29 protein-coding genes are annotated in these 25,968 nt (G+C 29.7%); 22 read left to right on the top strand and 7 right to left on the bottom strand.

The features are described 5' to 3' along the window. Positions 1–74: 74 nt before the first annotated feature. On the bottom strand, positions 75–938 hold the full coding sequence (locus H0I23_RS06305; RefSeq protein ID WP_216785610.1) for a bestrophin family protein: 864 nt from the start codon (positions 936–938) through the stop codon (positions 75–77). A gap of 218 nt (positions 939–1,156) precedes the next feature. On the opposite strand from H0I23_RS06305, the gene H0I23_RS06300 reads away from it, so the two are divergent. The 6 genes from H0I23_RS06300 (at position 1,157) to H0I23_RS06275 (ending at position 5,929) form a co-directional block, all read left to right on the top strand. Further along, positions 1,157–1,657 (top strand): hypothetical protein, encoded by a 501-nt coding sequence (locus H0I23_RS06300; protein WP_216785609.1) that lies wholly within the window; start codon positions 1,157–1,159, stop codon positions 1,655–1,657. A 364-nt stretch (positions 1,658–2,021) separates the two neighbouring features. After that, entirely contained in the window at positions 2,022–2,990 is a 969-nt protein-coding gene (locus tag H0I23_RS06295) for a hypothetical protein (RefSeq protein WP_216785608.1), read from the top strand. A 57-nt stretch (positions 2,991–3,047) separates the two neighbouring features. Further along, positions 3,048–4,196 (top strand): metallophosphoesterase, encoded by a 1,149-nt coding sequence (locus tag H0I23_RS06290; protein WP_216785607.1) that lies wholly within the window; start codon positions 3,048–3,050, stop codon positions 4,194–4,196. A 259-nt stretch (positions 4,197–4,455) separates the two neighbouring features. Beyond that, a complete protein-coding gene (locus H0I23_RS06285; RefSeq protein WP_216785606.1) occupies positions 4,456–5,214 on the top strand; it encodes a phospholipase D-like domain-containing protein in 759 nt (252 codons plus the stop codon). 70 nt (positions 5,215–5,284) lie between these two features. Continuing rightward, the gene (locus H0I23_RS06280; RefSeq protein ID WP_216785605.1) at positions 5,285–5,449 is read left to right on the top strand and encodes a hypothetical protein; all 165 of its coding nucleotides are present in this window, start codon (positions 5,285–5,287) and stop codon (positions 5,447–5,449) included. Between the two features lie 102 nt (positions 5,450–5,551). Further along, entirely contained in the window at positions 5,552–5,929 is a 378-nt protein-coding gene (locus tag H0I23_RS06275) for a PH domain-containing protein (protein WP_216785604.1), read from the top strand. A 116-nt stretch (positions 5,930–6,045) separates the two neighbouring features. On the opposite strand, the gene H0I23_RS06270 is transcribed toward H0I23_RS06275, so the two are convergent. Next, a complete protein-coding gene (locus tag H0I23_RS06270; protein ID WP_216785603.1) occupies positions 6,046–7,848 on the bottom strand; it encodes a DUF885 family protein in 1,803 nt (600 codons plus the stop codon). Between the two features lie 242 nt (positions 7,849–8,090). Here H0I23_RS06270 and H0I23_RS06265 point away from each other — a divergent pair, with 242 nt between their 5' ends. The 7 genes from H0I23_RS06265 to H0I23_RS06235 all read left to right on the top strand — a co-directional run bounded on the left by H0I23_RS06265 (position 8,091) and on the right by H0I23_RS06235 (position 13,400). Further along, a complete protein-coding gene (locus tag H0I23_RS06265; protein ID WP_216785602.1) occupies positions 8,091–8,375 on the top strand; it encodes a hypothetical protein in 285 nt (94 codons plus the stop codon). A gap of 65 nt (positions 8,376–8,440) precedes the next feature. Then, positions 8,441–8,662, top strand: coding sequence for a DUF6500 family protein (locus tag H0I23_RS06260; RefSeq protein WP_216785601.1), 222 nt, complete (start codon positions 8,441–8,443; stop codon positions 8,660–8,662). Between the two features lie 82 nt (positions 8,663–8,744). After that, entirely contained in the window at positions 8,745–9,770 is a 1,026-nt protein-coding gene (locus H0I23_RS06255; RefSeq protein WP_216785600.1) for an adenosine deaminase, read from the top strand. Between the two features lie 416 nt (positions 9,771–10,186). Then, positions 10,187–10,765 (top strand): hypothetical protein, encoded by a 579-nt coding sequence (locus H0I23_RS06250; protein ID WP_216785599.1) that lies wholly within the window; start codon positions 10,187–10,189, stop codon positions 10,763–10,765. Beyond that, complete coding sequence (locus H0I23_RS06245; protein ID WP_216785598.1) at positions 10,758–12,263, top strand: FAD-dependent oxidoreductase; 1,506 nt, start codon at positions 10,758–10,760, stop codon at positions 12,261–12,263. Before H0I23_RS06250 ends, H0I23_RS06245 begins: the two co-directional genes overlap by 8 nt. Before the next feature lie 70 nt (positions 12,264–12,333). Beyond that, a complete protein-coding gene (locus H0I23_RS06240) occupies positions 12,334–12,810 on the top strand; it encodes a hypothetical protein (protein WP_216785597.1) in 477 nt (158 codons plus the stop codon). Positions 12,811–12,986: 176 nt separating this feature from the next. Then, on the top strand, positions 12,987–13,400 hold the full coding sequence (locus H0I23_RS06235) for a lipocalin family protein (RefSeq protein ID WP_216785596.1): 414 nt from the start codon (positions 12,987–12,989) through the stop codon (positions 13,398–13,400). A gap of 105 nt (positions 13,401–13,505) precedes the next feature. Here the strand turns inward: H0I23_RS06235 and H0I23_RS06230 are convergent, their stop codons facing one another. The 3 genes from H0I23_RS06230 to H0I23_RS06220 all read right to left on the bottom strand — a co-directional run bounded on the left by H0I23_RS06230 (position 13,506) and on the right by H0I23_RS06220 (position 15,514). Beyond that, the gene (locus H0I23_RS06230) at positions 13,506–14,069 is read right to left on the bottom strand and encodes a DUF4494 domain-containing protein (protein ID WP_216785595.1); all 564 of its coding nucleotides are present in this window, start codon (positions 14,067–14,069) and stop codon (positions 13,506–13,508) included. A 159-nt stretch (positions 14,070–14,228) separates the two neighbouring features. Beyond that, positions 14,229–14,498 (bottom strand): protealysin inhibitor emfourin, encoded by a 270-nt coding sequence (locus H0I23_RS06225; protein ID WP_216785594.1) that lies wholly within the window; start codon positions 14,496–14,498, stop codon positions 14,229–14,231. Continuing rightward, entirely contained in the window at positions 14,495–15,514 is a 1,020-nt protein-coding gene (locus tag H0I23_RS06220; RefSeq protein WP_216785593.1) for a M4 family metallopeptidase, read from the bottom strand. The genes H0I23_RS06225 and H0I23_RS06220 overlap by 4 nt, the downstream gene beginning before the upstream one ends. Before the next feature lie 132 nt (positions 15,515–15,646). Here H0I23_RS06220 and H0I23_RS06215 point away from each other — a divergent pair, with 132 nt between their 5' ends. The 4 genes from H0I23_RS06215 (at position 15,647) to H0I23_RS06200 (ending at position 18,055) form a co-directional block, all read left to right on the top strand. After that, positions 15,647–16,426 carry a HipA family kinase gene (locus tag H0I23_RS06215; RefSeq protein ID WP_216785592.1) on the top strand — a complete coding sequence of 260 codons (780 nt, stop codon included), beginning with the start codon at positions 15,647–15,649 and terminating at the stop codon, positions 16,424–16,426. Continuing rightward, a complete protein-coding gene (locus tag H0I23_RS06210; protein ID WP_216785591.1) occupies positions 16,416–16,799 on the top strand; it encodes a DUF3037 domain-containing protein in 384 nt (127 codons plus the stop codon). Before H0I23_RS06215 ends, H0I23_RS06210 begins: the two co-directional genes overlap by 11 nt. A 128-nt stretch (positions 16,800–16,927) precedes the next feature. Continuing rightward, complete coding sequence (locus H0I23_RS06205) at positions 16,928–17,536, top strand: TetR/AcrR family transcriptional regulator (RefSeq protein ID WP_216785590.1); 609 nt, start codon at positions 16,928–16,930, stop codon at positions 17,534–17,536. 33 nt (positions 17,537–17,569) lie between these two features. Continuing rightward, complete coding sequence (locus H0I23_RS06200) at positions 17,570–18,055, top strand: DUF962 domain-containing protein (protein ID WP_216785589.1); 486 nt, start codon at positions 17,570–17,572, stop codon at positions 18,053–18,055. On the opposite strand, the gene H0I23_RS06195 is transcribed toward H0I23_RS06200, so the two are convergent. Further along, on the bottom strand, positions 18,056–18,961 hold the full coding sequence (locus tag H0I23_RS06195; RefSeq protein ID WP_216785588.1) for a DMT family transporter: 906 nt from the start codon (positions 18,959–18,961) through the stop codon (positions 18,056–18,058). 190 nt (positions 18,962–19,151) lie between these two features. On the opposite strand from H0I23_RS06195, the gene H0I23_RS06190 reads away from it, so the two are divergent. Then, positions 19,152–20,519, top strand: a complete 1,368-nt coding sequence (locus tag H0I23_RS06190; protein ID WP_216785587.1) for an NAD-dependent succinate-semialdehyde dehydrogenase — start codon at positions 19,152–19,154, stop codon at positions 20,517–20,519. A 70-nt stretch (positions 20,520–20,589) separates the two neighbouring features. Here H0I23_RS06190 and H0I23_RS06185 read toward each other — a convergent pair whose 3' ends face one another. Next, on the bottom strand, positions 20,590–21,450 hold the full coding sequence (locus H0I23_RS06185; protein WP_216785586.1) for an RNA polymerase sigma factor RpoD/SigA: 861 nt from the start codon (positions 21,448–21,450) through the stop codon (positions 20,590–20,592). Positions 21,451–21,677: 227 nt separating this feature from the next. Here H0I23_RS06185 and H0I23_RS06180 point away from each other — a divergent pair, with 227 nt between their 5' ends. The 4 genes from H0I23_RS06180 (at position 21,678) to H0I23_RS06165 (ending at position 25,907) form a co-directional block, all read left to right on the top strand. Beyond that, positions 21,678–22,352 carry an NUDIX domain-containing protein gene (locus H0I23_RS06180; RefSeq protein ID WP_216785585.1) on the top strand — a complete coding sequence of 225 codons (675 nt, stop codon included), beginning with the start codon at positions 21,678–21,680 and terminating at the stop codon, positions 22,350–22,352. Positions 22,353–22,580: 228 nt separating this feature from the next. After that, on the top strand, positions 22,581–24,035 hold the full coding sequence (locus H0I23_RS06175; RefSeq protein ID WP_216785584.1) for a nicotinate phosphoribosyltransferase: 1,455 nt from the start codon (positions 22,581–22,583) through the stop codon (positions 24,033–24,035). Positions 24,036–24,044: 9 nt separating this feature from the next. After that, a complete protein-coding gene (locus H0I23_RS06170) occupies positions 24,045–25,058 on the top strand; it encodes a hypothetical protein (RefSeq protein WP_216785583.1) in 1,014 nt (337 codons plus the stop codon). A gap of 81 nt (positions 25,059–25,139) precedes the next feature. Then, positions 25,140–25,907, top strand: a complete 768-nt coding sequence (locus tag H0I23_RS06165; protein ID WP_216785582.1) for a phosphoribosyltransferase family protein — start codon at positions 25,140–25,142, stop codon at positions 25,905–25,907. Positions 25,908–25,968: the final 61 nt, after the last annotated feature.

Genomic DNA, 25,968 nt, shown 5'->3' with positions numbered 1-25,968 from the left:
CTAAACTATATGGAGAAATATGACGGCATCATTAAAAACAAGTTTATAAAAATGCTAAATGAGGCATAAGCTCTTTAAAGCACCTCACCGACGTGTTTCTCTATATTCTCCGCTATTTTTTTAATCGGTAAATCATTGGGGTCAAATCCAAATGGATCTTCAATTTCTTCGGCAATTAATTCTAAACTTGCTAATACATAAAATACAAAAATAACCACCGGAATGGCGTAATATCCTAAACTAAATACATAACCAAAAGGTAAGGTCATCACATAGAAAAAGATAAACTTTTTAATAAATGCACTGTACGAATACGGGATAGGGGTGTTTTTAATACGCTCACATGCGCCACAAATATCTGTAAACGATTGTACTTCGCTATTTAATACAATAAGTTGGTCTCCCGTAATTACTTTTTGCTCATACAAATCATACACGCGCTGATATATCATTTTTGCCACTTGGTTAGGCCTGTGCTTGTGGTGATCTATTTCTAGGTCTAAATCATCATAAAGCTGTAAGCCCGTTTCTTTATTGGTTAAATGTTTTACTAAGATGGCGGCATAGCTAGGTATAGTACGCTTAAAATAAAATCGGTCTTGTTCACTCTTTAAAATAACACTTAATTTAAGCGCCAAATTTCTGCTATTATTAACTAAGGCTCCCCATAATTTTCGACCTTCCCACCAACGGTCATAGGCTGTATTGGTTCTGAAAACTAATAATAGAGATATAACGAACCCCAACATACTGTGCATTACCGTTATATTAGACAAATGGTTTTTATCAGACAATTGCCAGTATTCTAATTCCAAGTATCCTACTCCATAGGTGTAAACGCCAATAAAAATCATCATAGGAATGAGTTTTCTAAAGGTATCTGATTTGTGAAATCTAAAAATAAATGTTATCCAATCTTTGGGGTTGTACTGTACCATGAAAAAATATATATTTTAAGTGGTAAAATTAGAGAATGTTAAAACGATATAACATATAAATTAAGAAAAATAACTACATACCTTTCTTGAAAAACTATTTCATGTTATTCTGTGTAGGAAATACTCCGTTTAAAATTTGTAGAAAAATTTGAAATAGAGATCATTTACTTAATTTCATAATGCTTATCTTTCATACACTAACCGTTAAAAACAATTAGATGGGAATATTTGATCGAATATTTAAAAAACAAGAAAAGCACCTCAATACTGATGAACACTTTAGAGCTTTTTCATCTAATCCAGACTTGAATTATTGCCAATTATCCAATTTAAAAGATAACTCTAAAGCAATCGAATTTATTGAAAACAATTCAATTTACTTAAAACATGTTGAATCGGGAAAATCAAATCAATTAAATGAACTTATTGAAGAGACAATCGTTTTTTTGGTGACTTGGGATGCGTATTGCGCAAGAACAATAGGGAGTTTAAAAAGGAAAATTGAAAATAAAGAAATATCTAAGTTATCTATTATTTTATTTGAAGAGAATGAAGGTGATATTAGGTTGAATAAATCTGAATCTTGGTATTTCAAATATATTTATGTTCTTAATAATGAATCTAAAGAATATGCTGAAATGATTGGGCGAGTGCCTATGCTAATTAAAATTGATAAAACTGGGAAAATTGAAAGAACAGAAACAGGACTAATTGAATAAACTTTACATTCAGCATATGAGCTAGCTAAAAACAAAATATATGAATACAGAAGAATTTGTAAAAGCTTTTTAGACAGAAAAAGAATGCGAGTTAAAGAGTTATTTGTTAAAAAAAACCGGAAACTGCAGTTGGTCAATTAATACAAACTCTAAATTTCAATAAAGAGCAAACTAAAATAAAGAAAGACATTATCGAAATAACTCTTACAGATACTTTTTATAGTATTCTTTTAGGTTTAGAGGGTATAGCGTATTAATAGGTGGAATTCAATCACGGTATGATAAAAATTGAAAACAAGTAAAAACAAAATATTAAAATTATCAATGATTAGAAATAATCGGTACTTATTTTAAACACAAATAAATGAAAAAAAAAAGAGGTGTACTTGTGGGAGTAATAGTAGTTATTTTTTTAATTTATATTGTTCAGAATAGAGCTAATATAATTAATAGTATAGCTCTTTGTTTTGAGGAAACGCCTTTAGAATATAAAGCTTATGAAAATTTGTTCACGTTATCTTTAGATAAAAATAATAATGTAAAACACATTGAAACCTCGTATGTTTCTCACGGTAAAATTAATGGTGATAGTCTCATTTGGTTAGCTAAGAGTTTTGAAAAAAAAGAGATTACTGAATCTGATACTTTAACATATTATAAAATTAACTACAAAGGTATTTTTATTGATTCTTTATTTTTTATTGATGAATCCGTAACGGATGTTGGTACATATATTATAAGTATTGAAAACGACTATTTTTCGACATGGTTAAAAGATGGTGATACAATTAAAAAACCATTCAATATTTTAAATAACAAACAACCATTAACAGAAGCAGAAACGAAAGCAAATTTAAAAGATGCAGACTATTTAACCTATGACTATGAAACGGATCAGGAAACTAAACAGAGGTATAAAAAAGTTTTTTTCTTGAAAAACGATAAATGGAGTCAGTTTTATACACATAATGATGCTTATTTAAGTGGAAATATGTATTATGAAGATGAAGAACCTCTATCTTTTGTAGATATCACCGAAACACAACCCGTATCATATTATCAAAAAGAAAAATGGAGAGGACGCAGTTTTCCTAATTTTAGTTATAACATAAACGGAGTAACTCCTGATCATTGGCGTGGTATTAGTTATTTTGATTATAAAAATGCTGATAAAACATTCTCTTTTAAAGAACAATATGCACAACTTTATGCGGGAGATAAGGTGCCTAGATCTAAATTATCAATTTATAAAAACCAATATAAAAACTTTATTATCATTAATAATGGAGGGTATGGTAATGATGATTATAGCCTGTTTCTCGTTTGTTTTTAAGTCGAATTAAAATTGAACTATACCAGCAAACTTAATTATAAACACAAAATATATAGTATGCTCAAATATTTAATAATTTTTTGTTCGCTTAGTGCTTGTACAAGTACAAAAAATCTGACTACCACTCCGAGTGTTATTAAAAACGCTGATGCTATAAAAATAGCAGTAGGAGGGGATTGGGATGATAAATGGGGTGCAGTAGGTGCTACAGAGTTGAGCCTCAAAAATGGAGCTTCTCATGATTTGATTCTGATGTTGGGGGATTTATCATATGATGGTATTGAGGATAATTTTGATTATAATATTCAGAATGCAAAAAAATGGTCAGCTAAAGCAAATAAAATAGTAGATAATACGCCGATACTTTTTGTAGCTGGTGATCATGATAGTAAAAAGCAAGATGGTGATGTAATGACCTATGCTAATACATTAAATTACCCTAAAGGTGGTATTGTTATGCCGCCAACAGGAAGACTTTCAGGCTACGCTTATGAAGGTAAATATCCATACTTATGGTTTAATGATATTATAAAAAGAGATATAAAAGTCCGTGTAGTAGGCACGTCAGTTGCATTTCAAGAAAGCGATATGGAGCCTTTGGCTATGCAAAAGTATTTAAAATCGCAATATGCTGTTGGTAGTGAAAATTATAAATGGGTAGAGGCTGTTTATGCCGATGCAAATAAAAAAGGATATTGGATAATACATATCAACCATCTTCCTTGGATTGATATGGGTAAAAATCAATCGTTTGTAGATAGTCAAGGTATGATTGATTTGGCATCTAAATACAATGTAAATGTTTTATTGACAGCAAGTTCACATAATATTTGGCGTACTAAGCCACTTAAAATAAATGGCTCCAGTTGTACATCTATCAGTTTAACAACTACAGCAGAAGGTGCTAACCCTGCTTGTGTTGGTAATACTGATAATAAAATGTATAAAAAATCTGATGGTTTAATTCAAGCGCATGTTGGTGTGGCGGGTAAAACATCGGCATTAAGCTTACAAAAATATCCTGATGCTTGTAATGCTAACGCTGACGGAGAAGTAAAACATTACGTAGCAGAGGGTACTTGCCTAACAGAAGCTATTAGTGGTATTGTAAGTTTAACAATAAAAAAAGAAGTATTACAAGGCGATTTTTTAAAAACAGATGGCAGTTTTTTTGAACCCTATACTTTTATTATTGAAAATAATTAATATCAACTGTAAAATATTATTTATAGTTTGTTTACAATTGCTTAATAATTTCGATTATTATCTCCATAATTATACATATTACAAATGTAATACTTATCTTACATCTTTTTAATTTTAAAAGCATTTTAAATAGAATTATCTGAACCTATAAAAATTAAAATTTATAGAGGTATAATTATTTTTTAAAAGTCTGAAAATGAGGGTTTATAAGTTTAAATAAGCTCATGAAAAGGACAAGTTATAAACAAAATTTATAAGTATGTTATACAGTGTTTCAAATTGTGATATTTATTTGGAGAGTGATGCAGGAGAAAAACTTTTGAATGATATACGTAATGCAAAAAAAACAATAAGAATCATATCACCTTATTTATCTCCTTTATTAATTACTGAATTATTAAAATTTCGAAAAAGAAATATTGAAGTTGAATTGATCACTACTGATAATATTAAAAATTTTCACCATAGTTCAAATCAAAATATTCATAAGTTAATTCTACAAAATAGAAAGATAGATGATGAAGCTGTTGAAAAACGAAAAAAATGGATCGAAATTTCTAAATTTTTGTCATATGTAGGGTTCGGTTTAATAGCCATTTTAATTGGTTTTGCTTACTACTTACAAGATATAAAAGTAGCTTTTGGATTAACACCAATTTTATTAGTATTCTCATTAGTAAAACAGTACAAAAACAAGATAAGGTTTACGAAGGTTTATTCTTATTGGTATTCACAACTATTTCCTTTTAAAGTTTATATGTCGTCAAATAAAAATGAAAAAAGTAACACTTTTATGCATGACAAAATTTATTTAATTGATGATCAAATTGCTTATTTAAGTTCATTAAATAACAGCTCTGTTAATACAAACCATAATTATGAAACTAGAGTAAGGACTGAAGATGAAAAAGCTATTAAAAAAATAAGAGAAGAAATATGTCAAATGAATCATTTGCAGCTATCTGATAGACATATTCAAGCTTTAGGAAAACAATTGTATAGAGAACCGATAAACTAAAATAAGATTTTGAATTGTAATTATTGAAACCTTATATGGTTAAGGTTCAGTTATTTAAAAATATAGTAAAATGAATGAAAAAGAATTAGATAATGTAAAAATGTTTGCTGCTTTAGGAACAATTACCTTTATAATCGGTATTTCGATTGTGTTTTTAGGATATTATTTAATGGGTATTTCTAGTTTAATATTAGGAATAATATTGGCTATTAAAGGTTTTAAACTTATTAAATAATTTTTAAAATCCCCTTATTTAAATAAGTATTTAAGAGTTGTATTTTAAAAAAACTTGAATGATAAAAATGTTTATTTTTATACATTAATTTTAAAAAAAGCTATGGGGTTACTAAATAAATTATTAGGGAATGCAAGTGAAGTTTCGTTAGAAAAGCTTAATGAAAAATACGGGAGATTATTAATTGAAAGTGAAGAAATAGAATTAGGTTTTAAATTATTACGAGATACTTTTGTGTTTACGAATAAGCGTTTAATTTTAATTGATATTCAAGGCATAACAGGTAGTAAAATCGAATACAAATCTATGCCTTATAAAAGCATATCAAGGTTTTCTTTAGAAACATCTGGTACGTTTGATTTAGATGCGGAGCTTAAAATTTGGATTTCAAGTGAAAACCTACCTTCTGTAAGTAAAAAATTTAATAAAAGTATTGATGTTTATGAAGTTCAGAAGTATTTAGCAACAAAAGTGATGTAGCTATAGTACTAGTGCCTTTACAGCCCTTTATAAATAAAAACAATAAACCGATTTAGTTTAGGGGAATACCTAATCAAAATCGGTTTATTAATAAAAACTTTTTATTTTAAACTACTCTATTTTTGAGTGTTAATCCAATTTATAACTCTACGTTCTAGCAACTCTAATGGTAAAGCACCACCACCAAGTACGGTATCATGAAAACCTTTAATATCAAAAGCATCTCCCAATTCTGTTTCTGCTTTTTTACGTAATTCTTGAATTTTAAGCATTCCTGTTTTGTAAGATGTTGCTTGGCCAGGCATTACCATATAACGTTGTACTTCAGCCTTAATAGCTCCTTCTGATATAGAAGAGTTTTCTGAAAAATACTTTATAGCATCAGCTTCTGTCCAACCTTTAGCATGTAAACCTGTATCAACCACTAATCTAATAGCTCTCCAGATTTCATTTACCAAGCGACCAAAATCATAATAAGGGTTTTGGTATCCGCCCATTTCTTTCGCTAAAATTTCAGAATATAATGCCCAACCTTCGCTATATACACTAAAACCTGCTTGCGTTCTAAACTTAGGTACAGAGGCTAATTCTTGAGCAATTGAAATTTGCATGTGATGTCCAGGGTTTCCTTCATGGTAAGCAACGCCTTCCATAGTCGATTTTGGCATTGCATTCATATCTGATAAATGCACGTAATAAGCACCAGGTCTTGAGCCATCTGGTGTACCTCTCATATAATGTTGTGGAGCACCATCTTGCTCTCTAAAAGCTTCTACACGTTTTACTACTAATTCTGCTTTAGGTAGTATACCAAAATAATCTGGTAGTTTTTTTGTTAAATCATCTAAATACTTTGTAGACTCATCTAAGTATGCCTGTCTGCCTTCGTCTGTATTCGGAAAATAAAATTCTTTATCAGTATTTACAAATTCAAAAAAAGCATCTAAGTCTCCATCAAAACCAACTTTTTCTTTAATAGCCAACATCTCTTGTTTAATTCTAGCTACTTCTTTTAAACCAATTTCATGAATTTCATCGGCCTTCAAGTTAGAGGTTGTAAAAACTTTTAATTGATAATTATAAAAATTATCACCATTAGGGTGTCTGCTAACACCTGTAGGTGCAGCTTCTGCATTATTTATTTCAGTTTCTAACCAAGTTAACAAGTTTTCATAAGCAGGCTTAAAATGAGTAGCAATAGCCTTCTCTGATTCTTCTTTAAGAGAGGCAGCTTCTTCTGTAGTTATAACTTCAGTAGCTAAAAGAGCATCAATTTTACCCGTCATATCATTTAATACAGGTGTGCCATTTACCAAGCCTTTTGTTTGCTTAATAACGGTTTCAAAAGCAAATTTAGGAGGTAAAATTCCTAAAGCAGCTTGTTCTTTAGCATTGTCAGTCAATTGATTTATAGCGCGACCCATTTCTTGTATTCTAGATATATATGCATTTACATCAGCAATACTATCTACTTTATGATAGTTGATGATACTACTTGGTAAACCAGAATGTAAACCTCGCATTTGATCAAATACATAACCTAAATCTCTATACGTCATGCCTTCTTTTAGTATTTCATATTGATATACCCATAAATCATAAGAAGCTTTATCAGACTCATTTAGATTTTCATAATTGAACTTTTCTTTTAATTGATTTACACTTTCGGTATACCATGATAATTTTTTATCATCAGCACCTTTACTCATATCATCAATTTTATCGTTCTGATCTTTTCTACCTAGAGCACTAAGGTGTATAGGGCTCATTTGTAACAACTCTTCATATTTAACGTCAAACCATTGGTTTATTTCTTCTGATTGATCAAGTACTTGTTTTGGAGCCTCTTTACAAGAGGAAAAAAGTAAGAAAGCAAGCATAAATGATGCTGAAATACGTAAACAAAGATTTTTTTTCATGTTATAAGATTAAAAGTTATAGGTTTTAATATGTAATTAGATGTTAGTTTTAACTCAAAACTAAATCAATTTATTCAAATTTAAGTGTTTGAATTGCCATTATCAATGTAGGACTTAAAATTTATATATTTGAAAGAGGTGTCTTCAAAATATAATCCTTTAATTAAATAAAGGATTAATGAATCTGAAATAGGTAGTTTTAATGTAAAATTAATTATTAACTTTTAAAAGAGTTTTAATTTATGAATAGTATAGATTTCATAATTGGTGCATTGATAGTAAATGCAATGCCTCACCTTATTTTCGGACTAACTAAAACTCATTTTCTTGGTTTATTTGGTTATAGCCCAAAAGGAAATATAGCGTACGCTATTCTCCAGTTTATTCTTTCTCTTGTATTATTGTACATAAAATACGATTATAAAGAGGTATTGCATAATGGATTTTTAATAGGCGGTATTACTGTACTTGTTTTATATTTTATGTTCGGAAAATTTATGCTTAGCTATTACCAGAAACAAAATTAGGCAGCAAATAAATTTTTAAGAAACCATAGTAGGGGTGTAGTAACGAATTATTTTAAGTATTTAATATGAATGAAGCTATCAGTCAAAAAATCATCAAAATTTGTAATGAAAAGATTGAAACAAAAGGAATTAATGTAGGACTATCTTTTTATGCTTTTTTTGCAAATAAAAATGACAATCCTAAAGTATTAATGGAAGTTGCTAAATGGTGGATACAGACACATAAATTTGATCATTTTGAAAAAGCTGTTAAAATTCGAGATATTGTTAAAACTGAATTACAATAATTAAAACTATTCATCTATTTTTGAAATTACACGTTTAAAAATTATTTAGAATATTCATCACGAAAATTTAAAAATCAACTTTATGAAGTCATCAAACTTAAAAGAAATAATTCAAGGCATACCTAAAGCAGAGCTTCACTTGCATATTGAGGGTAGTTTTGAACCCGAACTTATGTTTGAAATAGCTAATAGAAATAATATACCTTTAGCTTACGACTCTATTGAATCGCTGAAAAAAGCATATAAATTTAATAACCTTCAAGAGTTTTTAGACATTTATTATATAGGTGCTCAAGTATTAATTAATGAGCAAGATTTTTTTGATTTAACATGGGCTTATTTAACAAAAGTACATAGTGAGAATGTTGTACATGTTGAAATTTTCTTTGATCCACAAACTCACACAGATAGAGGTGTTGGTTTTGATGTGGTTATTAATGGTATTTATAAAGCACTTGAAAAAGGGAAGCAGGAGTTAGGTATTTCATATAAATTAATCATGTCGTATTTACGTCATTTAAGTGAAGATTCAGCATTTAAAACCTTAGAAGCTTCATTGCCTTTTAAAAATTGGATTGATGGAGTCGGGTTAGACTCTTCTGAAGTAGGAAACCCACCGAGTAAGTTTGAAAAAGTTTTTAAAGCATCGTCAGAGCAGGGCTATAAGTTAGTAGCTCATGCTGGTGAAGAAGGACCATCGAGTTATATTTGGGAGGCTCTTGATTTATTGAAAGTTGTGCGTATAGATCATGGTAATCGTTGTTTAGATGATGAAGCTTTAGTGCAAAGGTTATTAGATGAAAAAATTCCTTTAACCTTATGCCCACTAAGTAATGTAGAACTAAAGGTGATACAAAAAATGGAAGATCACCCTGTTTTAAAAATGTTAGAAAAAGGAATATTAGCTACTATACATTCCGATGACCCTGCTTATTTTGGTGGTTATATGAGTGAAAATTATTATGAAACTGCTAAAGCATTAAATTTGAGTACTGAACAAATTATGCAATTGGCAATCAATGCATTTGAGGCTAGTTGGTTATCTGATGATGAAAAGAAAAAGCATATTAAAACTGTGAAAAACTATTTTAATTCGTTAGTTATTTAACTTAATAAAGGTCTGTTTTTAAACATTAAAACTATTAAAATTTATAACTAAAGCCACTCTTTATAAAGAGTGGCTTTTTGTATTAAAAAAAAGATTTAAAATTTTACTTGTAGAGATTACTGTAAGCAATATTTTTATTATAAATTAGCAGTATTCCCTTACATATTATAATTAAAATCCTACTTATATAATGGTGACGTTCTAGACGGAAGCCCTTGATATCTGTATGCTATACCTTTTTTATAAGATGTATTTATCAGCTTTTTGTTAAAAAAAATCTATATGTTTCTATTTTAAGATAAAGCATCAACCTACTTTATTCAATAAATAAAAACATAATAATTAATTTACGATAGATTAAAAATGAACTGTTAATTGAAACCTAAGTTATAATCAACCTAATAAACCGGTATTAAATGGAGTTCAAAATAGTTTTAACAGATGAGGAGTATAAATCAACCGATACTCTCATTCAAAATGCATATCATTCTAAAAAATTAATAGATAAAGGTGATTTTACTCATATAAATCGAGTAAAAAAATATAGTTTTATTAGAGCTTATGGTAAAAACGGGGTAGATCCAATTATAACATGTTCAGCAATTATTAGTTCAAAAAAAGAAGAATTACCTAGCTCAGATATATATGAAGAGGAAATATCAGAATTACTTAAAGCAAAAAAATACGTTGCTGAAGTTTGTCTTTTAGCCGATTGCAGAAAAATACCAAGATATGATGATTTACTCAATTTACTTTCACTTCTTAGTTCAGAAAGTTTAAAAAGAGGAGTCACAAACGTAATTCTCTCTGTAAATCCAAAATCCTGCAACTTTTACGAGAATTTCTTTAATTGTACAAAACTGGGTGTTGAAAAAGATTACGAAAAACTCTCAGAAGCTCCTGCTCAATTAATGTATTGCAACTTAGATTTAATAAATTCAGAAAACTTTCCAAATTTATTCAGACAAACGATTTATAAGTATTACAATGCATAAACTAAAAATAACAAGATGCTTAGATAATTTATCTGAAAATAAAAATATTGTTTATCCCCAAAATACGGATGAAATAAAAGAGGTTATAAATTACTGCAATGTAAATAAATGTAGTTTTTACCCAGTTTCATCAGGTAATAATTGGGGTTATGGAAGTAGTTTTCCTTCTGATGATGAAACTCAGATTGTAATGAACCTATCAAAAATGCCTGCTGTAATTAAATTTGATGAGGAAGAAGGTTTATTGACTTTTGGACCAGGTTTAACACAAGGGAAATTATATGATTTTTTAAAAGCTAACAATTTCAAGTTTATGGTTCCCGTAACAGGAGCAGGACCAGAAGGAAATATTATGGGTAATGCTTTAGAAAGAGGATTTGGAATAACACCAATTCATGATCATGTAGCATCAGTTCGCTGTTTGAAAGCAATTTTACCTAATGGTAGTACTTATGAATCTCCATTTGCTCAATTGGGTTTATCTCATCTAGATAAACATCACAAATGGGGTGTTGGAGCTAATTTTGATTTTATATTTTTTCAATCTAATTTTGGTGTGGTTTATGAAATGACTATAAAATTAGAGCGTACGCCTGATACTATTGTTATGTTTACATTATCGGTTTCTAATAAAGATATCGACGAATGCTTATTAAGGTTAAAGACCATAAAAGAAACGTATAAAGAATTTCTTTCTGGTATAAATCTTATGAATACGCGAAGAATGTTGGCTATGAAAAGCAATTACCTTGTAGAAGAACAAGGATATTGCTCAGAAGATAAAATTATAAAATTAAAGGAGAAACACCGTTTAGAAGATTGGACAGTAATGGGCGCTATTTATGGGCCTAAATCTATTAGATTTGCTGTTAAACAAGATATAAAAAAAGCATTAAAAGGTATTGGTTCAAAAAAGCGCTTTATATCCTCAAACAATATAATTGTAAACAAAAGTTGGTTAGGTAAATTGTTTATAGATTCTGAAGATTTGAAAAAAATAAATGAAGGTTTTTCTATTTTAAAAGGTAAACCGTCTAGGTATCCACTAAATTTAATTTATTCATTATCTGATATTGCTGATGAGCATAAAAATTATAATCCTTTAAAAGACAATATTGGTATTATATGGTTTGCTCCAGTAATACCTTTTAAAGTGGATATTTTAAATAAGTATATTACGGGTATTTATAAGATATTTAAAAGGTTTAATTTAGAACCTATGATAACTTTAACCATTCAAAATGAAAATATAATAGCATCGACAATACCTATATTGTTTGAAAAAACAGAAAAAAAAGATGTTGATAATGCCCATGATTTATACAAATGTTTGTTAGATTTTTCTTTAGAAATAGGAGCATACCCATATCGATTACCAACTATTTTTCAGAAAGAATACCTCAATAAATTGAACTGGGAAGATACTATTGCATTTAAAATAAAAAGTAAGTTAGACCCAAATAATATATTAGCTCCAAACCGCTACTCGAAATCGTAAAATGTAAAAAAAATATAGTATTCACAAGTTGGCAAGCCAGCTAATATTTCATCTAAAAAATGAAATAAGTATGATTAGTAATAAAAAAACCATTGATTTAAAAACAAATATAAAAATGAGGAAAACTTTAATGATATTACTTGTTTGTTTAATTACATCTTGTAATGGACAAGATTTTTCGTTAAAAGATTCGCTAATACAAGCAGTACCAATTAAAGGTGCTAAACATTTAATAATTGAATGTTATTGTGAGAATGAAGTTGTAATAGAAAAGACTAAAAATACAGATGTAACAATAGAAGTTTCTGGTATATTAAAAAGCGAAGGGTACCATGGTGAACAAAATAAACCAGATAATATTGAAGTAAAAACTTTATCATTTATACCAGAAAAAAATGGAGATACTTTAAAAATAATTAGCAGAGAATGGGTTTTTATGCATCATTCATATCTGATTGATAAATTAAAAATTACTGTTCCTGAATCTATGAGTTATAAAATTGAAAAGATAGCAGGTAATACACTTGAAGGAAGAAAAATAGAGTAACTACATAATTAGTTTTAAATCTTAATACAATATGTACATTTTATAATATTTTCAAACATCTGATAAACAACATTTTAATTTGTATTTTATGAAATTTTATTTCTCTTATCTTTTTTGAAAGCAATAGCGTAAAAGCTAGTTCGTTATAAATGTATACTAATAAAAAAACGACTAAAATGATTAAAATTAAGCTAGCTATCGCATCATTAACTATTGGGTTATTATTTTCATGTGAAGATAATGATGATACTTTATCTTCTGAAAATTATGAAAATTTAATAGTTGGAGAATGGAATTTTGTAGGCCAGTCAGTTGATGGTGAAAATGAAGTATATTCAGACCCTTGCCATCAAGAATTTGAAGTGTTGAGCTTTGGTGAAGATAAAAGCTATATGCAAACTGAATTTGAAGATTTAACAGGGGCTGGTTGTGAGCAAGTAGAGTCTACTACAGGTACTTGGGATATAGAAGAACAAACACTTGTTTTAAATGGGCAATCTGCTCAAATCATAAAATTAAATGAAGATACACTTATTATATCATATATAGATGATGAAACAACTGTTGTAGATAACCTAAAAAGAAAATAATAAAACTTTAAGTTAACAGATTAGTTAATCTATTTTAAAAAAGAAAGCATAAAAAAAAAAGAGGACTGAAAAGTCCTCTTTTTAATTTTATATACTTCATAAAGATTATTCTTCTTCAGTAGTTTCTAATACATCAGCAAGCTCTAATCCTTCATTAAATTCAGCTACTTGAGGTACAGAAGCTTTTACTGCATTAAATTTCTCTAATCGCTCTAATTCATCTTCTTCACCTGAAAAATAAGGAAAAACATCCATAATAGGAGATTCTGCTATAGCAGGAATTGTATATTCTCCCATAGTACCTTTCATAACACCAACAGTATTATCGTATGCTTCTTTAACATCGTTGGCTTGTATTAATAAATACATATTTGTTTTACGCTCTTTACCACTTTCTTCATCAAAAGCAATTAAAGAAACTCTAGATTTAAACCAACGGTCTGAATTTTCAAATGGGTGAATTTCTGCGTAGTTAGCTACTTTTATATTCGTTATTTTTATTTCATCACTATCACTTAAATAGGCGGACATTTCTTCCGTAATCCTACTTTCTGCTTCAGTGTATGAAATTGCATCTACCAAATATGGTTCAGTAGTTGCTTTTTGAATACCTGTAGTTTCATCTAACTTTCTATATTTTACCTTGCACTCATACCAAGTTGCACTCATAATAATTTGTTTTAGGGGTGCCAAATATAGTTTTTAATAAAGGGTTCATTTTACAAAAACAAGAATAGATATTCACAAATTCTATTTTATTAATGTAGTCCTTTTATTACGAGGTAGTTAGGTTCAAAATTAATAAAGTAATAAAAATTTAATTGAATATTATTTGTTGTTGTTTTTAACATCAGTGATTAAAGCTCTAATTGCATCAGGCATATTAGGGTCTGAAAAATAAGCTTCATGTTGTTTAAAAGTATCTTTAAATTGTACATGGTATTTTAAACCATCCCTAAAGTTTTCGTTTTTTGTAATTTGAGCATCTGATAAAAGATTAAAAATCTCTTTTTCTTTTTGTTCAGGTAAATCAACTTCTCCTTCATAGGTTTTTGTGATACCCGTAAAACCACCTGAAATAGTTACAACACATTTCATACACTTTCTTTTTGAGTGATACCAACCGAAGCAAAACTTTCTATAATTGCAATTAAAGAGCTATTAGGTACTTTTTCAGAGTCAATTAAGGTTTGTGTAGTCGTTAATATAACATCTAACATATCATCAAAATTTGCTGTACGCCAAAGGAGCTTTAAAGTTTCAAACCATATAAGCGCACCAGCATCAATACCTATAGTTTGGCAGCATAAGTAAAATGCTTTATTAGGTATGCCTGAGTTAATATGTACTCCCTGGTTATCATCTAAACCAGCATAATAGTTTGTCATATGATCTGGTTGTGAGTCAAAATCATTAGCGGTACCAGGTGCTACCATAGATCTTAATGCTACACCAGGGAAACTTTCTGTAACAATTTGATCTCCAATTAACCAATCAGCTTCTTCTAAAGTCTGATTTAAGTACTTTTGTTTAATTATTGTTGCAAAAACATCTGAAAAATGTTCATTTAATGCACCTGATTGACCTTGGTATTCTAAATTGGCATAAAATTGAGTAATACCATGTGTAAGCTCATGAGCAACAACATCGATAGCACTGGCAAAATCTTTAAAATCAACGCCATCACCATCACCATAAGTCATCTCATCACCATCCCAATACGCATTATTATACTGCGTACCGTAATGCACATTAGAAATAATATCCATTCCTTCTCCGTTAATAGAATCTAGATTGAATGTGTTTTTAAAATAGTCTCGCACAAAGCCTGATGTTTCGAAAGCATTGTTTACAATATCATCAGTCGAATTTTCGTCACCTTCACTACGTGCTAACGTAACACGTTGTTGAAAACTACTTTCACTATCGTAAATTAGGCGATCCCCTTTTCCTGAAATAGAAGTTTGTTGTAATAAGCTATTTAATACAATATTTCTTTTTTCTAAAATTCTACGAGTATCATTTAAAGTTCTTTTACAATTGTTGTTACCACGTTTAGATAATGCTTCTAATATATGTTGCGGAACGATATGGCATTGGTGTTTAGTACACATGATTTCAGATTTTAAAGCTTATTATAAATATACGAAGTAATCTTACTGAATAGTTTACGCTATAGAATTTAACGTGAATTAAATTACGCTGTAGAAACTCATTGTATAATACTGTTTTTTATCTTCGTTGGTATGAATACGATTGATATTAGAACAGTTGATGTTGTACAATATATAAAACCACTTCGCGAAGGAGGTTCTTTACCTGCTATAGTAAAAGCAGATGATGGTTTTTTGTACGTATTAAAATTTAGAGGAGCAGGACAAGGTAAAAAAGCTTTGATAGCAGAATTAATAGGAGGGGAGCTTGCTCGTGCCATTGGATTAAAAGTTCCGGAATTGGTTTTTATGAATTTAGATGATTCGTTTAGTAAGACAGAACCTGATGAAGAAATTCAAGATTTATTAAAATTTAGTGTAGGTTTAAATTTAGGATTACACTTTTTATCAAGTGCAATAACATATGATCCATTAGCATCAGAAGTAGATACGCTAACTGCCTCAAAAATAGTGCTTTTAGATAGTGTTATTAGTAACATAGATAGAACAGCTAAAAACACTAATTTATTGAAGTGGAATAAAGAATTATGGGTTATTGATAATGGAGCTAGTTTTTATTTTCATCATAATTGGGCTATTTGGGAAAACCATCTAACACGAACGTTTCCGTTAATAAAAGACCATGTGCTTTTAAAACAAGCTACAGAATTACAAGAGGCTGCAAAAATTATTAAAGAGTCTTTATCAATTAAATTAATTACTGAGATAATTAATTTAATTCCTGAAGATTGGTTGTTGAGTGAATCAGATGATTTATTACCAGATGAAATGAGAGCGGCATATAACCGTTTTTTGATTGCTAAACTTTCAATGATAGATTCACTAGTAAAAGAAGCTGAAGATGCAAGATAGAGTCAAATTCGAGTATGCCATCATCAGGTTAGTTCCGAAAGTAGAACGTGAAGAGTTTTTTAATGTAGGTGTTATTGTTTTTTCAAGAACAAAGAAATATTTAGGTGTTAAATACTGTGTAGACGAAAATAAATTTAAATGCTTTACAGATGTTGTTTGTTTAAAAACAGTCAATGATTATTTAAAAGCCTGGACGCTTGTTTGTGAAGGCGCAGCAGAAGGTGGAGCAATTGGTAAATTGGATTTACCAGATAGGTTTAGATGGTTAACAGCATCACGGAGTACAATAATTCAAAGTTCAATAACACATTCTGGGTTATGCCATAACCCAGAAGAGGTTTTAGAAGAAATTTTTGAGAGTTATATACTTTAAAAATAAAATAGATAAGATTTTTAGTAATAAAAAGGAACCTCTAGTGGGTTCCTTTTTATTTATTAACAATTAGTAAGCGCTTACTAATTATTTTATATATTAGTAAGATATAATTAGTTAACTGTTTTTTGAAAGATAAAATAAGATTTAAGGGAATAGAAATGTTTAACTCTTTTGGAGTTTCTAATGTATCAATGAAGCAAATAGCTGATTCATTGAACATTAGTGCAGGTAATTTACAGTATCATTATAGGAACAAAGAAGCTCTTTTGACTATTATTTATGATACTATGATTTCGGAGACCTTGCATTATATTTTACCTAAAAGTACTAATATTACGTTATATCATTATCAAGAAATGATGTTGAGTTTTGATGCTTTACAATCCCGTTATTCTTTTTTCTTTAATGATCTTGTTCATATTATTAAAAAATACCCTGATGTTGGTAAACGGCAAGAAGCTATTAATTTAGTCCGTTTTAAAGATGCTCGAAAATTGGTAGATTATTATGTGCAAACAGATAGAATGGTGCCTGAAACTGGTTTAATAAATTACGATAAAATGGTACATGTTATTTGGATGTCTAGTACTTTTTGGCAATCACAACGGCAAGTTATTAAAACAAATGATTATCAAATAAATAAATGCTCAGTAATGGATATGTTGTGGAGTATTATTATGCCTTATTTAACTCGTAAAGGAATTGAAGAATACGAACAGATAAAAAACACCTAACCAAAATTTTAAACATTAAACATAGCAATACTAATGAGAAAAATTGACTTACTATTGAATGAATATGCAGAAAGCCATCAAACAAAGCTAAATATAGCAATACATTATGTTTGTGTGCCAGTAATATTTTTTAGCTTAATAGGTTTATTAGCTAGTATCCCTGTTCCGGAAGTTGTTTTAAAAAGTATTCCTGAAGTGTTAGTTCCATACACACATTTAGGAACTCTAGTAATTATTCTTGGTTTGTTTTATTACTTCCGCTTATCTAAGCCATTATTTTTTGGAATGATTATATTTTCAGTAACTGTTCTTCTTGTGATACAATTAATCAGTCTAAGCATTTCTATACCACTTTGGTCTATTATGTTGGGAATTTTTGTTGTTGCATGGATAGGGCAATTTATAGGGCACAATCATGAAGGAAAAAAACCATCATTTTTAAAAGATTTACAATTTTTAATGATTGGTCCGGCTTGGACTATGAGTCATTTTTTTGAAGCCTTTGACCTTAAGTTTTAATTATTTAGCAGAATATAAAATTAAGCCTACGCCAAGCATTATACCTAGTAAAGGAATTATTTTTTTACGTTTATTTTTTTCTTTAAAAAGAATGCCGCCAAGTACAACCGCTATTAATATTTGGCTTCTCTTAATAGCTGATAACAACATGATTAGAGCATCTTCGTCTTGTAATGCTTTAAAGTAAAAATAATCTGCTGTTTGCAATAGAATTCCAACAGCAGGTATAGACCAACGCCATATAAAAGCTTTTCTTTTTTCTTCTTTTGGAAAAAATGTTATAGATAAAATAACGAGTAAAATAAGAATGGTATACCAACAGAACCAAAATTGTAAAGTCTGTGGGTTTAGTTTTAAACCTTGTATTAAAAACTTATCATACAAACCACTAGAAGCTCCTAAAAAAGTAGCGCCTATAATAGCAAAAATCCATTTATTATTTTTAAAATTAATACCTTCTCTTTTTCCTATTTTAGAATATAAAAGCACAGAAAATATAATTAGAAAAAAACCAATCCATTGCCAACCAGTAGGTTGTTCATTATAAAGCACAATTGCGCCTATAAATGTAAAAAAGGGTCCAGCAGATCGTATAGGTGTAACAATTGTAATTGGTAAGTGTTTTAATGCTTGGTATGCTAAAATCCAAGAACTTGCCATTATCATAGATTTTATAAAAATAAAGCCATGAGTTTTCCAGGGTATCTCAGTAATGTAAAATCCTAATTTAATAGTCTGTTCTGGATAAAAAATAGAACCAATATAAAAAGGTAACAACAGTAAAAAACCAGCAACAATAGTCCCTAAAAGCACGGGGAATACTTCATTATCTTTTACTGCATGTTTTTTGCATAAATTATGTAATCCTAAAAAAAGTGCGGCCAAAAGCCCTAAATACATCCACATGGGCGCGAAGATACTTTTTTACATACTTAAGGCAATTCTGTTTTGATATAATTTAATCAAACATTGAGGATTATATTACGGTAACAGACTTAATAGCGTATCAGCTAAAAAATAAAGTATTTCGTTTAACTTAAATTATTTTAATTTCGGTCATTGCGGTAGGTAATTTAATTACTAAAAAAGAGGAACTATGGAGATTACGAAAATTATAAACCCTGCAACAGGTAAAAAAATAGCAGAATACGACCGTATTTCTGTTAATGAAGTAAAAAATAAAATAAAAACCTCTCACCAAGTTTTTAATACTTGGAAGAATACATCATTTGATGAGCGTGCTAAATTAATGTACAAACTAGCAGATGTATTAGAGGAAAATAAAGAAGAATATGCACAATTAGCAACCAGAGAAATGGGTAAGGTCATTGGCCAGTCTCGAAAAGAGATTGAAAAATGTGCTTCAATATGTCGTTATTATGCTGATAATACTAAAGATTTATTAGCGAACCAAACTGTAAAAACTGAGGCAGAAAAAAGCTATGTAACATTTCAACCTATTGGTGTAATATTAGCAGTTATGCCATGGAACTTTCCATTTTATCAAGTAATACGTTTTGCTGTGCCAGCATTAATGGCCGGTAATATAGGCGTTTTAAAACATGCCTCAAACGTACAAGGTTGTGCGTTTGCAATAGAAGATGCATTTAAAAAAGCAGGTTTTCCTGATGGAACCTTTTTTAACTTAAATATCAGCTCTAAGCACGTAAAAGATATTATAGAAGACAAACATATAGTTGCAGTTACTTTAACGGGTAGTGACCCTGCTGGTCGTTCCGTAGCCTCAATTGCAGGTCAAAATTTAAAGAAAACGGTAATGGAACTCGGTGGTAGTGATGCATATTTGATTTTAGATGATGCTGATATGGAAAAGGCTACTGATTTAGCAACTTTCGGTCGTTTACAAAATAACGGTCAAACATGTATTGCCGCAAAAAGATTTGTGGTTTTAGATGCTGTTTATGATGAGTTTTTAAAGCTATTTACAAAAAAAATGAAAGAAGCTAAAATGGGATTACCTACAGATGATGATACCTATTATGGTCCAATGTCTAGAAAAGATCTTAGAGATGAATTGCATGAACAAGTAAAGAAAACAATATCTCAAGGCGGACGATTAGTTTTAGGAGGTGAAATTCCAGATAGAGAAGGAGCATTTTATCCAGCAACAATTTTAGCCGATTTAAAACCAGGTATGGAAGGTTTTGATAATGAATTATTTGGTCCTGTAGCATCTGTAATAAGAGCCAAGGACGATCAAGAAGCTATTGAGTTAGCAAACAACTCACAATTTGGATTAGGATCTGGAGTTATAACTGAAAATAAAGAAAGAGGAGAAAAAATTGCATTGCAATTAGAAGCGGGTAGTAGTTATGTAAATAAGCTTGTAGCGTCTGATCCTCGATTACCTTTCGGAGGAGTAAAAAATAGTGGATATGGTAGGGAGCTTTCTGGTTATGGTATTAGAGAGTTTGTAAACACAAAAACTATTTGGATTGATTAATTGAATACACAGTATAAAAAAAAACCGACCTTGAAGGGTCGGTTTTTATATATATGATTATGTTGGTCTATTATAAATATGCTTTTAAAACTTCGTTTTGCGATTTTTTACGTAAAATTCTAATCGCTTTTTCTCTAATTTGTCTAACTCGCTCTCTGCTAATTTCAAAAATCTCACCAATTTCAGTTAAACTCATTGGCGCTTTTTCTCCAATGCCGTAATATAAACGTATAATATCACTCTCTCTACTAGGTAATGTTTTTAGTAGTTGCCCTATATCAGAACTAAGTGATTCTTCCATCATTTTAGAATCGGGGCTCATCGCTTCTTTTGATTGAACAACATTGTATAAATTTGAAGATTCTCCTTCAGCAAATGGGGCATCCATTGATAAATGCTTACTTGTGTTTTTCATAGCAGTCTTAACTTGCGACGTGCTCATGTCTAACTCTCTAGCTATTTCAATAGCACTAGGTGGGCGCTGAAGACTTTGTTCTAAGTAAGAAAAAACTTTATTTATTTTACTAATCTCACCAATTTTATTTAAAGGCAAACGAACCATACGTGATTGTTCTGATATTGCTTGTAAAATTGCTTGTCTTATCCACCAAACAGCATACGATATAAATTTAAAACCTCTTGTTTCATCAAAACGTTTTGCGGCTTTAACCAAGCCAACATTACCTTCATTAATTAAGTCAGAAAGCCTTAAACCACTTCCTTGGTATTGTTTTGCTACAGAAACTACAAAACGTAGATTAGCGTTTACTAATGTATTAAGTGCAACTTGATCTCCTTCGCGAATTTTTCTTGCCATTTCAACTTCCTCATCAATGGTAATCATATCTATTTTTGATATTTCTTGAAAATACTTTTCTAATGATTTAGTATCTCTGTTTGTAATTTGCTTCGTGATCTTTAGTTGCCTCATGTATATGTTTTAGTTAATATTTCTCTTCCTTATTATACATTTTTTTATCCATAATTCCTAATTATATTGAATTTTTTATTCATTTTGGACTAAAAATGATGATATTTAGGTTAAAAACATACTTTTTTGATGATTTTAGGGGTTAATAGAATTAAAAGTGGATAGCTTTGGAAATAGGTTCTGTTGTAAGTTATATTTTTTACTTTAGCGTTAAAAATACGCATAGTATGCAACAAGCAATTAAACTTTCAGTAGATGCTGTCGTTTTCGGATATGAAGAAGGTACTATTTCGGTTGTACTTATAAAAAGAAAATACGAGCCATTTAAAGGGCAATGGGCAATTCCTGGTGGATTTGTTTTAGATAATGAATCACTAGAACAAGCTGTAGCAAGAGAACTTAGTGAAGAAACAGGAATTAAAATTAATTATTTAGAACAACTTTACACTTTTGGTGAACCCAAAAGAGACCCTAGGAGTAGGGTAGTGTCAGTTGCCTATTTTGGATTAATAAAACCAAGCGCTTTTAAAATTTTTGCATCTACTGATGCTGAAGAAGTACAATGGTTTAATATAGAAACATTACCAGAACTTTCTTTTGATCACGCTGAAATTTTAAAAATGGCTATCGCTCGTTTACAAGCAAAAATCACATATGAACCTATAGGTTTTGAACTTTTAGATGTTAAGTTTCCTTTTTCAGATTTAGAAAAACTATATACTACTTTATTAGGAAGGCCTATTGATAGGCGTAATTTTAGAAAAAAAATATTAAATCTTAATGTTTTAGATGAGTTAGATGAAAAATACTCCAAAGGGTCAGGACGACCAGCTAACCTTTTTAAATTCAATAATAAACGTTATTTTATATTAAAAAAAGAAGGTATAATATTCGATATTTAATTATTTGAAATTCTAATTTGTGTAAAATAAACACAAATTATTCTTGGTGATTTAAAATGTTGTTTTATATTTGCGTAGTAATTACGCAAATAATAGCGTTTTTACTTAGATAAATTATTTACCAATAAAAAAAAGTAATGAACGTTATAATTTTCTAATATAAAATAGAGGTAATTATAAATCAGACCTGAATAAGGTTTTAAAATTTAAACATCAAATAATATAATTATGAATGGATTATTATTAACTGACGGTTACAAAACTGGACATCACCAACAATACCCTAAAGGGACAGAAGAAGTTTATTCTAATTGGACACCAAGAAGTAATAAGTATGCACCTAAAGGCTGTGATAAGGTTGTTTCATTTGGTCAACAATATGTATTTGAATGGTTGCATGATTTTTTTAATGATAATTTTTTCTCAAAGCCAAAAGCAGAAGTTTGTAATGAGGTAAAAGAAGAGTTATCTATGTATTTAGGTACCGACTATGATGTAACACATTATGAAGATTTACATGATTTACAATATTTACCAATTAAAGTAAAGTCATTACCTGAAGGGGTAGAGGTACCAATTAGAATACCTATGGTAACTGTAGTGAATACTGATAAAAAATTCTATTGGATTACTAACTTTTTAGAAACTATTTTATCTACTATGTTATGGCAACCAATGACTTCGGCTTCAATTGCTTTAAGATATAAGAGAATTTTTAAAAATTGGACCTTACTAACAGATAAAGACAATCTAGCTTTTATTGATTTTCAAGGTCACGATTTTTCGATGCGAGGAATGGGTGGTTTGCAGAGTGCAATATCATCAGGTATGGGCCATGCTTCAGTTTTTTTAGGATCAGATACATTACCTGTAATTAGCAGTTTACGTAAATATTATAAAGCTAAGGGTTTTGTTGTTGGATCTGTAAATGCTACAGAACACTCTGTAATGTGTGCAGGTACAAAAGACGATGAAATAGGTACATTTAGATCTTTAATTAACACCTATCCTAGTGGTATATTATCTGTAGTAAGTGATACTTGGGATTTATGGAAAGTACTAACAGAGTATTTACCACAGCTAAAAGATGAAGTATTAGCAAGAGATGGAAAATTGGTTATTAGACCCGATAGTGGAGATCCTGTTGATATTATTTGTGGAGAAGCAAGAGACTTAGGTGCAAAAACAGCACAAGATAAAGGTGTAGTCGAGTTACTTTGGGATATTTTTGGAGGTTCTATAAATGCACAAGGGTTCAAAGTTTTAGATGGTCATATTGGTGCAATTTATGGTGATAGTATTACAACAGAAAGAGCAGAAAGTATATGTCAACGTTTGAGTGATAAAGGTTTTGCTACTACTAATGTTGTCTTAGGAATTGGTTCTTTTACCTATCAATTTAATACTAGAGATACTTTTGGATTTGCTATGAAAGCTACTTCTGTAGTGGTAAATGGTGAACGAAGAGAAATTTTTAAAGATCCTATTACTGATGATGGCATTAAAAAATCTGCTAAAGGATTGATAAAAGTAGATACTGTTGATGGTGAGTATGTTTTGGTTGACCAAGTGACTCCTGAACAAGAAAATGAAGGTGCTTTACAAGTGATTTATGAAAATGGAGAATTTGTAAATCAAGTGAATTTACAAGAGATAAGAGACCGTATTAATAAAAATCTTTAAAAAATAGCTATGTGGTTCGAAGAATTGACTGGGTTTAAAGAAATATCATCTAAAAATGTACATGATAATATTAAAATTGATGGACAGAAAATGATTTCTAAAGTCAATAATAAATCCTATCAATTCGGAACATTAGAGGTTGTTTCCTTAGAACATTTAAGAAAACAGCAGTTAAAGAATAACAATTCTGGTAACATAAAGGTATCAGAGGTTATAGCTAATATTCAAGATTTACATTGTGACCCAAAAAACGAAAATGCACTATTTCAAGCAGCATCTCAGTTTAATTTATTGGAAATGGTTAGTCCAAAAATTTCTCCAAAAGAGGGAATTGATATTTACGAAAACGACTTTACACAAGGTCCGGCGTGTGCAATAGCCTGTGGTGCTGGTACCATTTACAGAAATTATTTTGCTCTAGTTAATAATCAAATCGGACAAACAGATACACATCAAATTGATTGTTTAAATAGTATTGGAGAGGAATTGAATAACCAAGAGCTTCAATTATGGAAGATGGTTAACGGTTATGCATTAGTGAATCAAGAAGGTATTCTTGCTATTAATAAACAAATTGGAGGTTATACAAATTACCAAAGGGAGTTTTTAAAAGATAAATTAAAAGTAGGAATACAATGGAATACAGAAGTAACACTTAACGATAAAAAACAAATTGTATCACAAATATATTGTTCGGCATTACCAGTTGCATATTCTAATATTGAATCATTTTATTGGGAGAATTTTGCGAGAATAATTTTAGAAGCTACTTATGAGGCTACTTTGTACTCCGCAATGATTAACTTAAAAAAAAATAAATCAAATAGTGTTTTTTTGACCTTAGTAGGTGGTGGGGCATTTGGTAATGATTTAGATTGGATACTAGATTCTCTGTTTAAAGCATTAGATAAATTTAAGGATATACTTTTGGATGTTAAAATTGTAAGTTACGGTCGCTCAAACGATTTACTAAAACAAGAAATAGAGAAGTTTAATAGAAAACAACCTCAAGAGAAGTTCTAGAGGCATTATTAAAAAAAAAGATTTAAATTTCGAGGTAAGCTTTATAATTATTAATATCGATTATCGAGTAAAAATTAGCATATGAAATACAACATAAAAAAATTTAAAGATGGCCAAGTAGCTGCTCAAATTATAGAAAGTGGCGATATAGATATTTCAATTAGAGGGAACAGTTATGAGGATTTATTTAGAGCTGCGGCTATAAAAGAAGCCTGGGATGCTAAAAATATTTTAAACAAAACGGCTATCGCAAAACTCACTATTTTTTGCTTAATTGGGCAACGCTCAGATAGGCGTTTTAATGAAGGTGAGTCTTTTGATTTAAAAGTTATTGCAAATTTTATAAATGCGATGAATTTTGATAAAATAACGATACTGCACCCTCATAGTCCAATTTCATTAGCTTTAATTAATAACGCCGAAAAATTATCACATTTTAAATTTGTTGAAAAAACCTTCAAATCATTAGGTAGCCCTGTTTTGGTTAGTCCTGATGCCGGAGCATATAAAACAACACATGAAATTGCTGAAAAGCTTAATGCAGATTTAGTGCCGTCAAATAAAGTAAGAGTAGATGGTGCACCTGAAATAAGCATTCAAGGTGATGTTAAGGGTAAAGAGTGCTTGATTGTAGATGATTTAGCAGATGGTGGTAGAACATTTAAGTTTTTAGCTGAGGCATTAAAACAACAAGGAGCATCAAAAGTTTTTTTATATGTAACACATGCACAATTTAATTACGGTTTTGATGAATTAAAAGAAACTATAGATCATGTGTATTGCACTAACAGCTATAAAAATATTGAGGATAATTTTGTTACTCAGTACCGATTAGATGGTATTGAATAATCTTTCAACATAAAATCACTACATACATACAATGTAACAAAAAAGGCTTCTAAATAATTAG

Source organism: Cellulophaga sp. HaHaR_3_176, assembly GCF_019021925.1.
Taxonomy (GTDB): Bacteria; Bacteroidota; Bacteroidia; order Flavobacteriales; family Flavobacteriaceae; genus Cellulophaga.
This window is presented reverse-complemented; position numbering and strand designations above follow the sequence as displayed.

Excerpts from the sequence above, each read along its gene's own strand:
- H0I23_RS06195 (WP_216785588.1), bottom strand. The coding sequence starts at position 18,961 with ATGTGGATGTATTTAGGGCTTTTGGCCGCACTTTTTTTAGGATTACAT.
- H0I23_RS06285 (WP_216785606.1), top strand. The coding sequence starts at position 4,456 with ATGTTATACAGTGTTTCAAATTGTGATATTTATTTGGAGAGTGATGCA.
- H0I23_RS06170 (WP_216785583.1), top strand. The coding sequence starts at position 24,045 with ATGTGGTTCGAAGAATTGACTGGGTTTAAAGAAATATCATCTAAAAAT.
- H0I23_RS06255 (WP_216785600.1), top strand. The coding sequence starts at position 8,745 with ATGAAGTCATCAAACTTAAAAGAAATAATTCAAGGCATACCTAAAGCA.
- H0I23_RS06190 (WP_216785587.1), top strand. The coding sequence starts at position 19,152 with ATGGAGATTACGAAAATTATAAACCCTGCAACAGGTAAAAAAATAGCA.
- H0I23_RS06270 (WP_216785603.1), bottom strand. The coding sequence starts at position 7,848 with ATGAAAAAAAATCTTTGTTTACGTATTTCAGCATCATTTATGCTTGCT.
- H0I23_RS06180 (WP_216785585.1), top strand. The coding sequence starts at position 21,678 with ATGCAACAAGCAATTAAACTTTCAGTAGATGCTGTCGTTTTCGGATAT.
- H0I23_RS06305 (WP_216785610.1), bottom strand. The coding sequence starts at position 938 with ATGGTACAGTACAACCCCAAAGATTGGATAACATTTATTTTTAGATTT.
- H0I23_RS06295 (WP_216785608.1), top strand. The coding sequence starts at position 2,022 with ATGAAAAAAAAAAGAGGTGTACTTGTGGGAGTAATAGTAGTTATTTTT.
- H0I23_RS06210 (WP_216785591.1), top strand. The coding sequence starts at position 16,416 with ATGCAAGATAGAGTCAAATTCGAGTATGCCATCATCAGGTTAGTTCCG.
- H0I23_RS06175 (WP_216785584.1), top strand. The coding sequence starts at position 22,581 with ATGAATGGATTATTATTAACTGACGGTTACAAAACTGGACATCACCAA.
- H0I23_RS06265 (WP_216785602.1), top strand. The coding sequence starts at position 8,091 with ATGAATAGTATAGATTTCATAATTGGTGCATTGATAGTAAATGCAATG.
- H0I23_RS06200 (WP_216785589.1), top strand. The coding sequence starts at position 17,570 with ATGAGAAAAATTGACTTACTATTGAATGAATATGCAGAAAGCCATCAA.
- H0I23_RS06220 (WP_216785593.1), bottom strand. The coding sequence starts at position 15,514 with ATGTGTACTAAACACCAATGCCATATCGTTCCGCAACATATATTAGAA.
- H0I23_RS06240 (WP_216785597.1), top strand. The coding sequence starts at position 12,334 with ATGATTAGTAATAAAAAAACCATTGATTTAAAAACAAATATAAAAATG.
- H0I23_RS06185 (WP_216785586.1), bottom strand. The coding sequence starts at position 21,450 with ATGAGGCAACTAAAGATCACGAAGCAAATTACAAACAGAGATACTAAA.
- H0I23_RS06215 (WP_216785592.1), top strand. The coding sequence starts at position 15,647 with ATGAATACGATTGATATTAGAACAGTTGATGTTGTACAATATATAAAA.
- H0I23_RS06260 (WP_216785601.1), top strand. The coding sequence starts at position 8,441 with ATGAATGAAGCTATCAGTCAAAAAATCATCAAAATTTGTAATGAAAAG.
- H0I23_RS06165 (WP_216785582.1), top strand. The coding sequence starts at position 25,140 with ATGAAATACAACATAAAAAAATTTAAAGATGGCCAAGTAGCTGCTCAA.
- H0I23_RS06235 (WP_216785596.1), top strand. The coding sequence starts at position 12,987 with ATGATTAAAATTAAGCTAGCTATCGCATCATTAACTATTGGGTTATTA.
- H0I23_RS06250 (WP_216785599.1), top strand. The coding sequence starts at position 10,187 with ATGGAGTTCAAAATAGTTTTAACAGATGAGGAGTATAAATCAACCGAT.
- H0I23_RS06275 (WP_216785604.1), top strand. The coding sequence starts at position 5,552 with ATGGGGTTACTAAATAAATTATTAGGGAATGCAAGTGAAGTTTCGTTA.
- H0I23_RS06245 (WP_216785598.1), top strand. The coding sequence starts at position 10,758 with ATGCATAAACTAAAAATAACAAGATGCTTAGATAATTTATCTGAAAAT.
- H0I23_RS06290 (WP_216785607.1), top strand. The coding sequence starts at position 3,048 with ATGCTCAAATATTTAATAATTTTTTGTTCGCTTAGTGCTTGTACAAGT.
- H0I23_RS06230 (WP_216785595.1), bottom strand. The coding sequence starts at position 14,069 with ATGAGTGCAACTTGGTATGAGTGCAAGGTAAAATATAGAAAGTTAGAT.
- H0I23_RS06225 (WP_216785594.1), bottom strand. The coding sequence starts at position 14,498 with ATGAAATGTGTTGTAACTATTTCAGGTGGTTTTACGGGTATCACAAAA.
- H0I23_RS06300 (WP_216785609.1), top strand. The coding sequence starts at position 1,157 with ATGGGAATATTTGATCGAATATTTAAAAAACAAGAAAAGCACCTCAAT.
- H0I23_RS06280 (WP_216785605.1), top strand. The coding sequence starts at position 5,285 with ATGAATGAAAAAGAATTAGATAATGTAAAAATGTTTGCTGCTTTAGGA.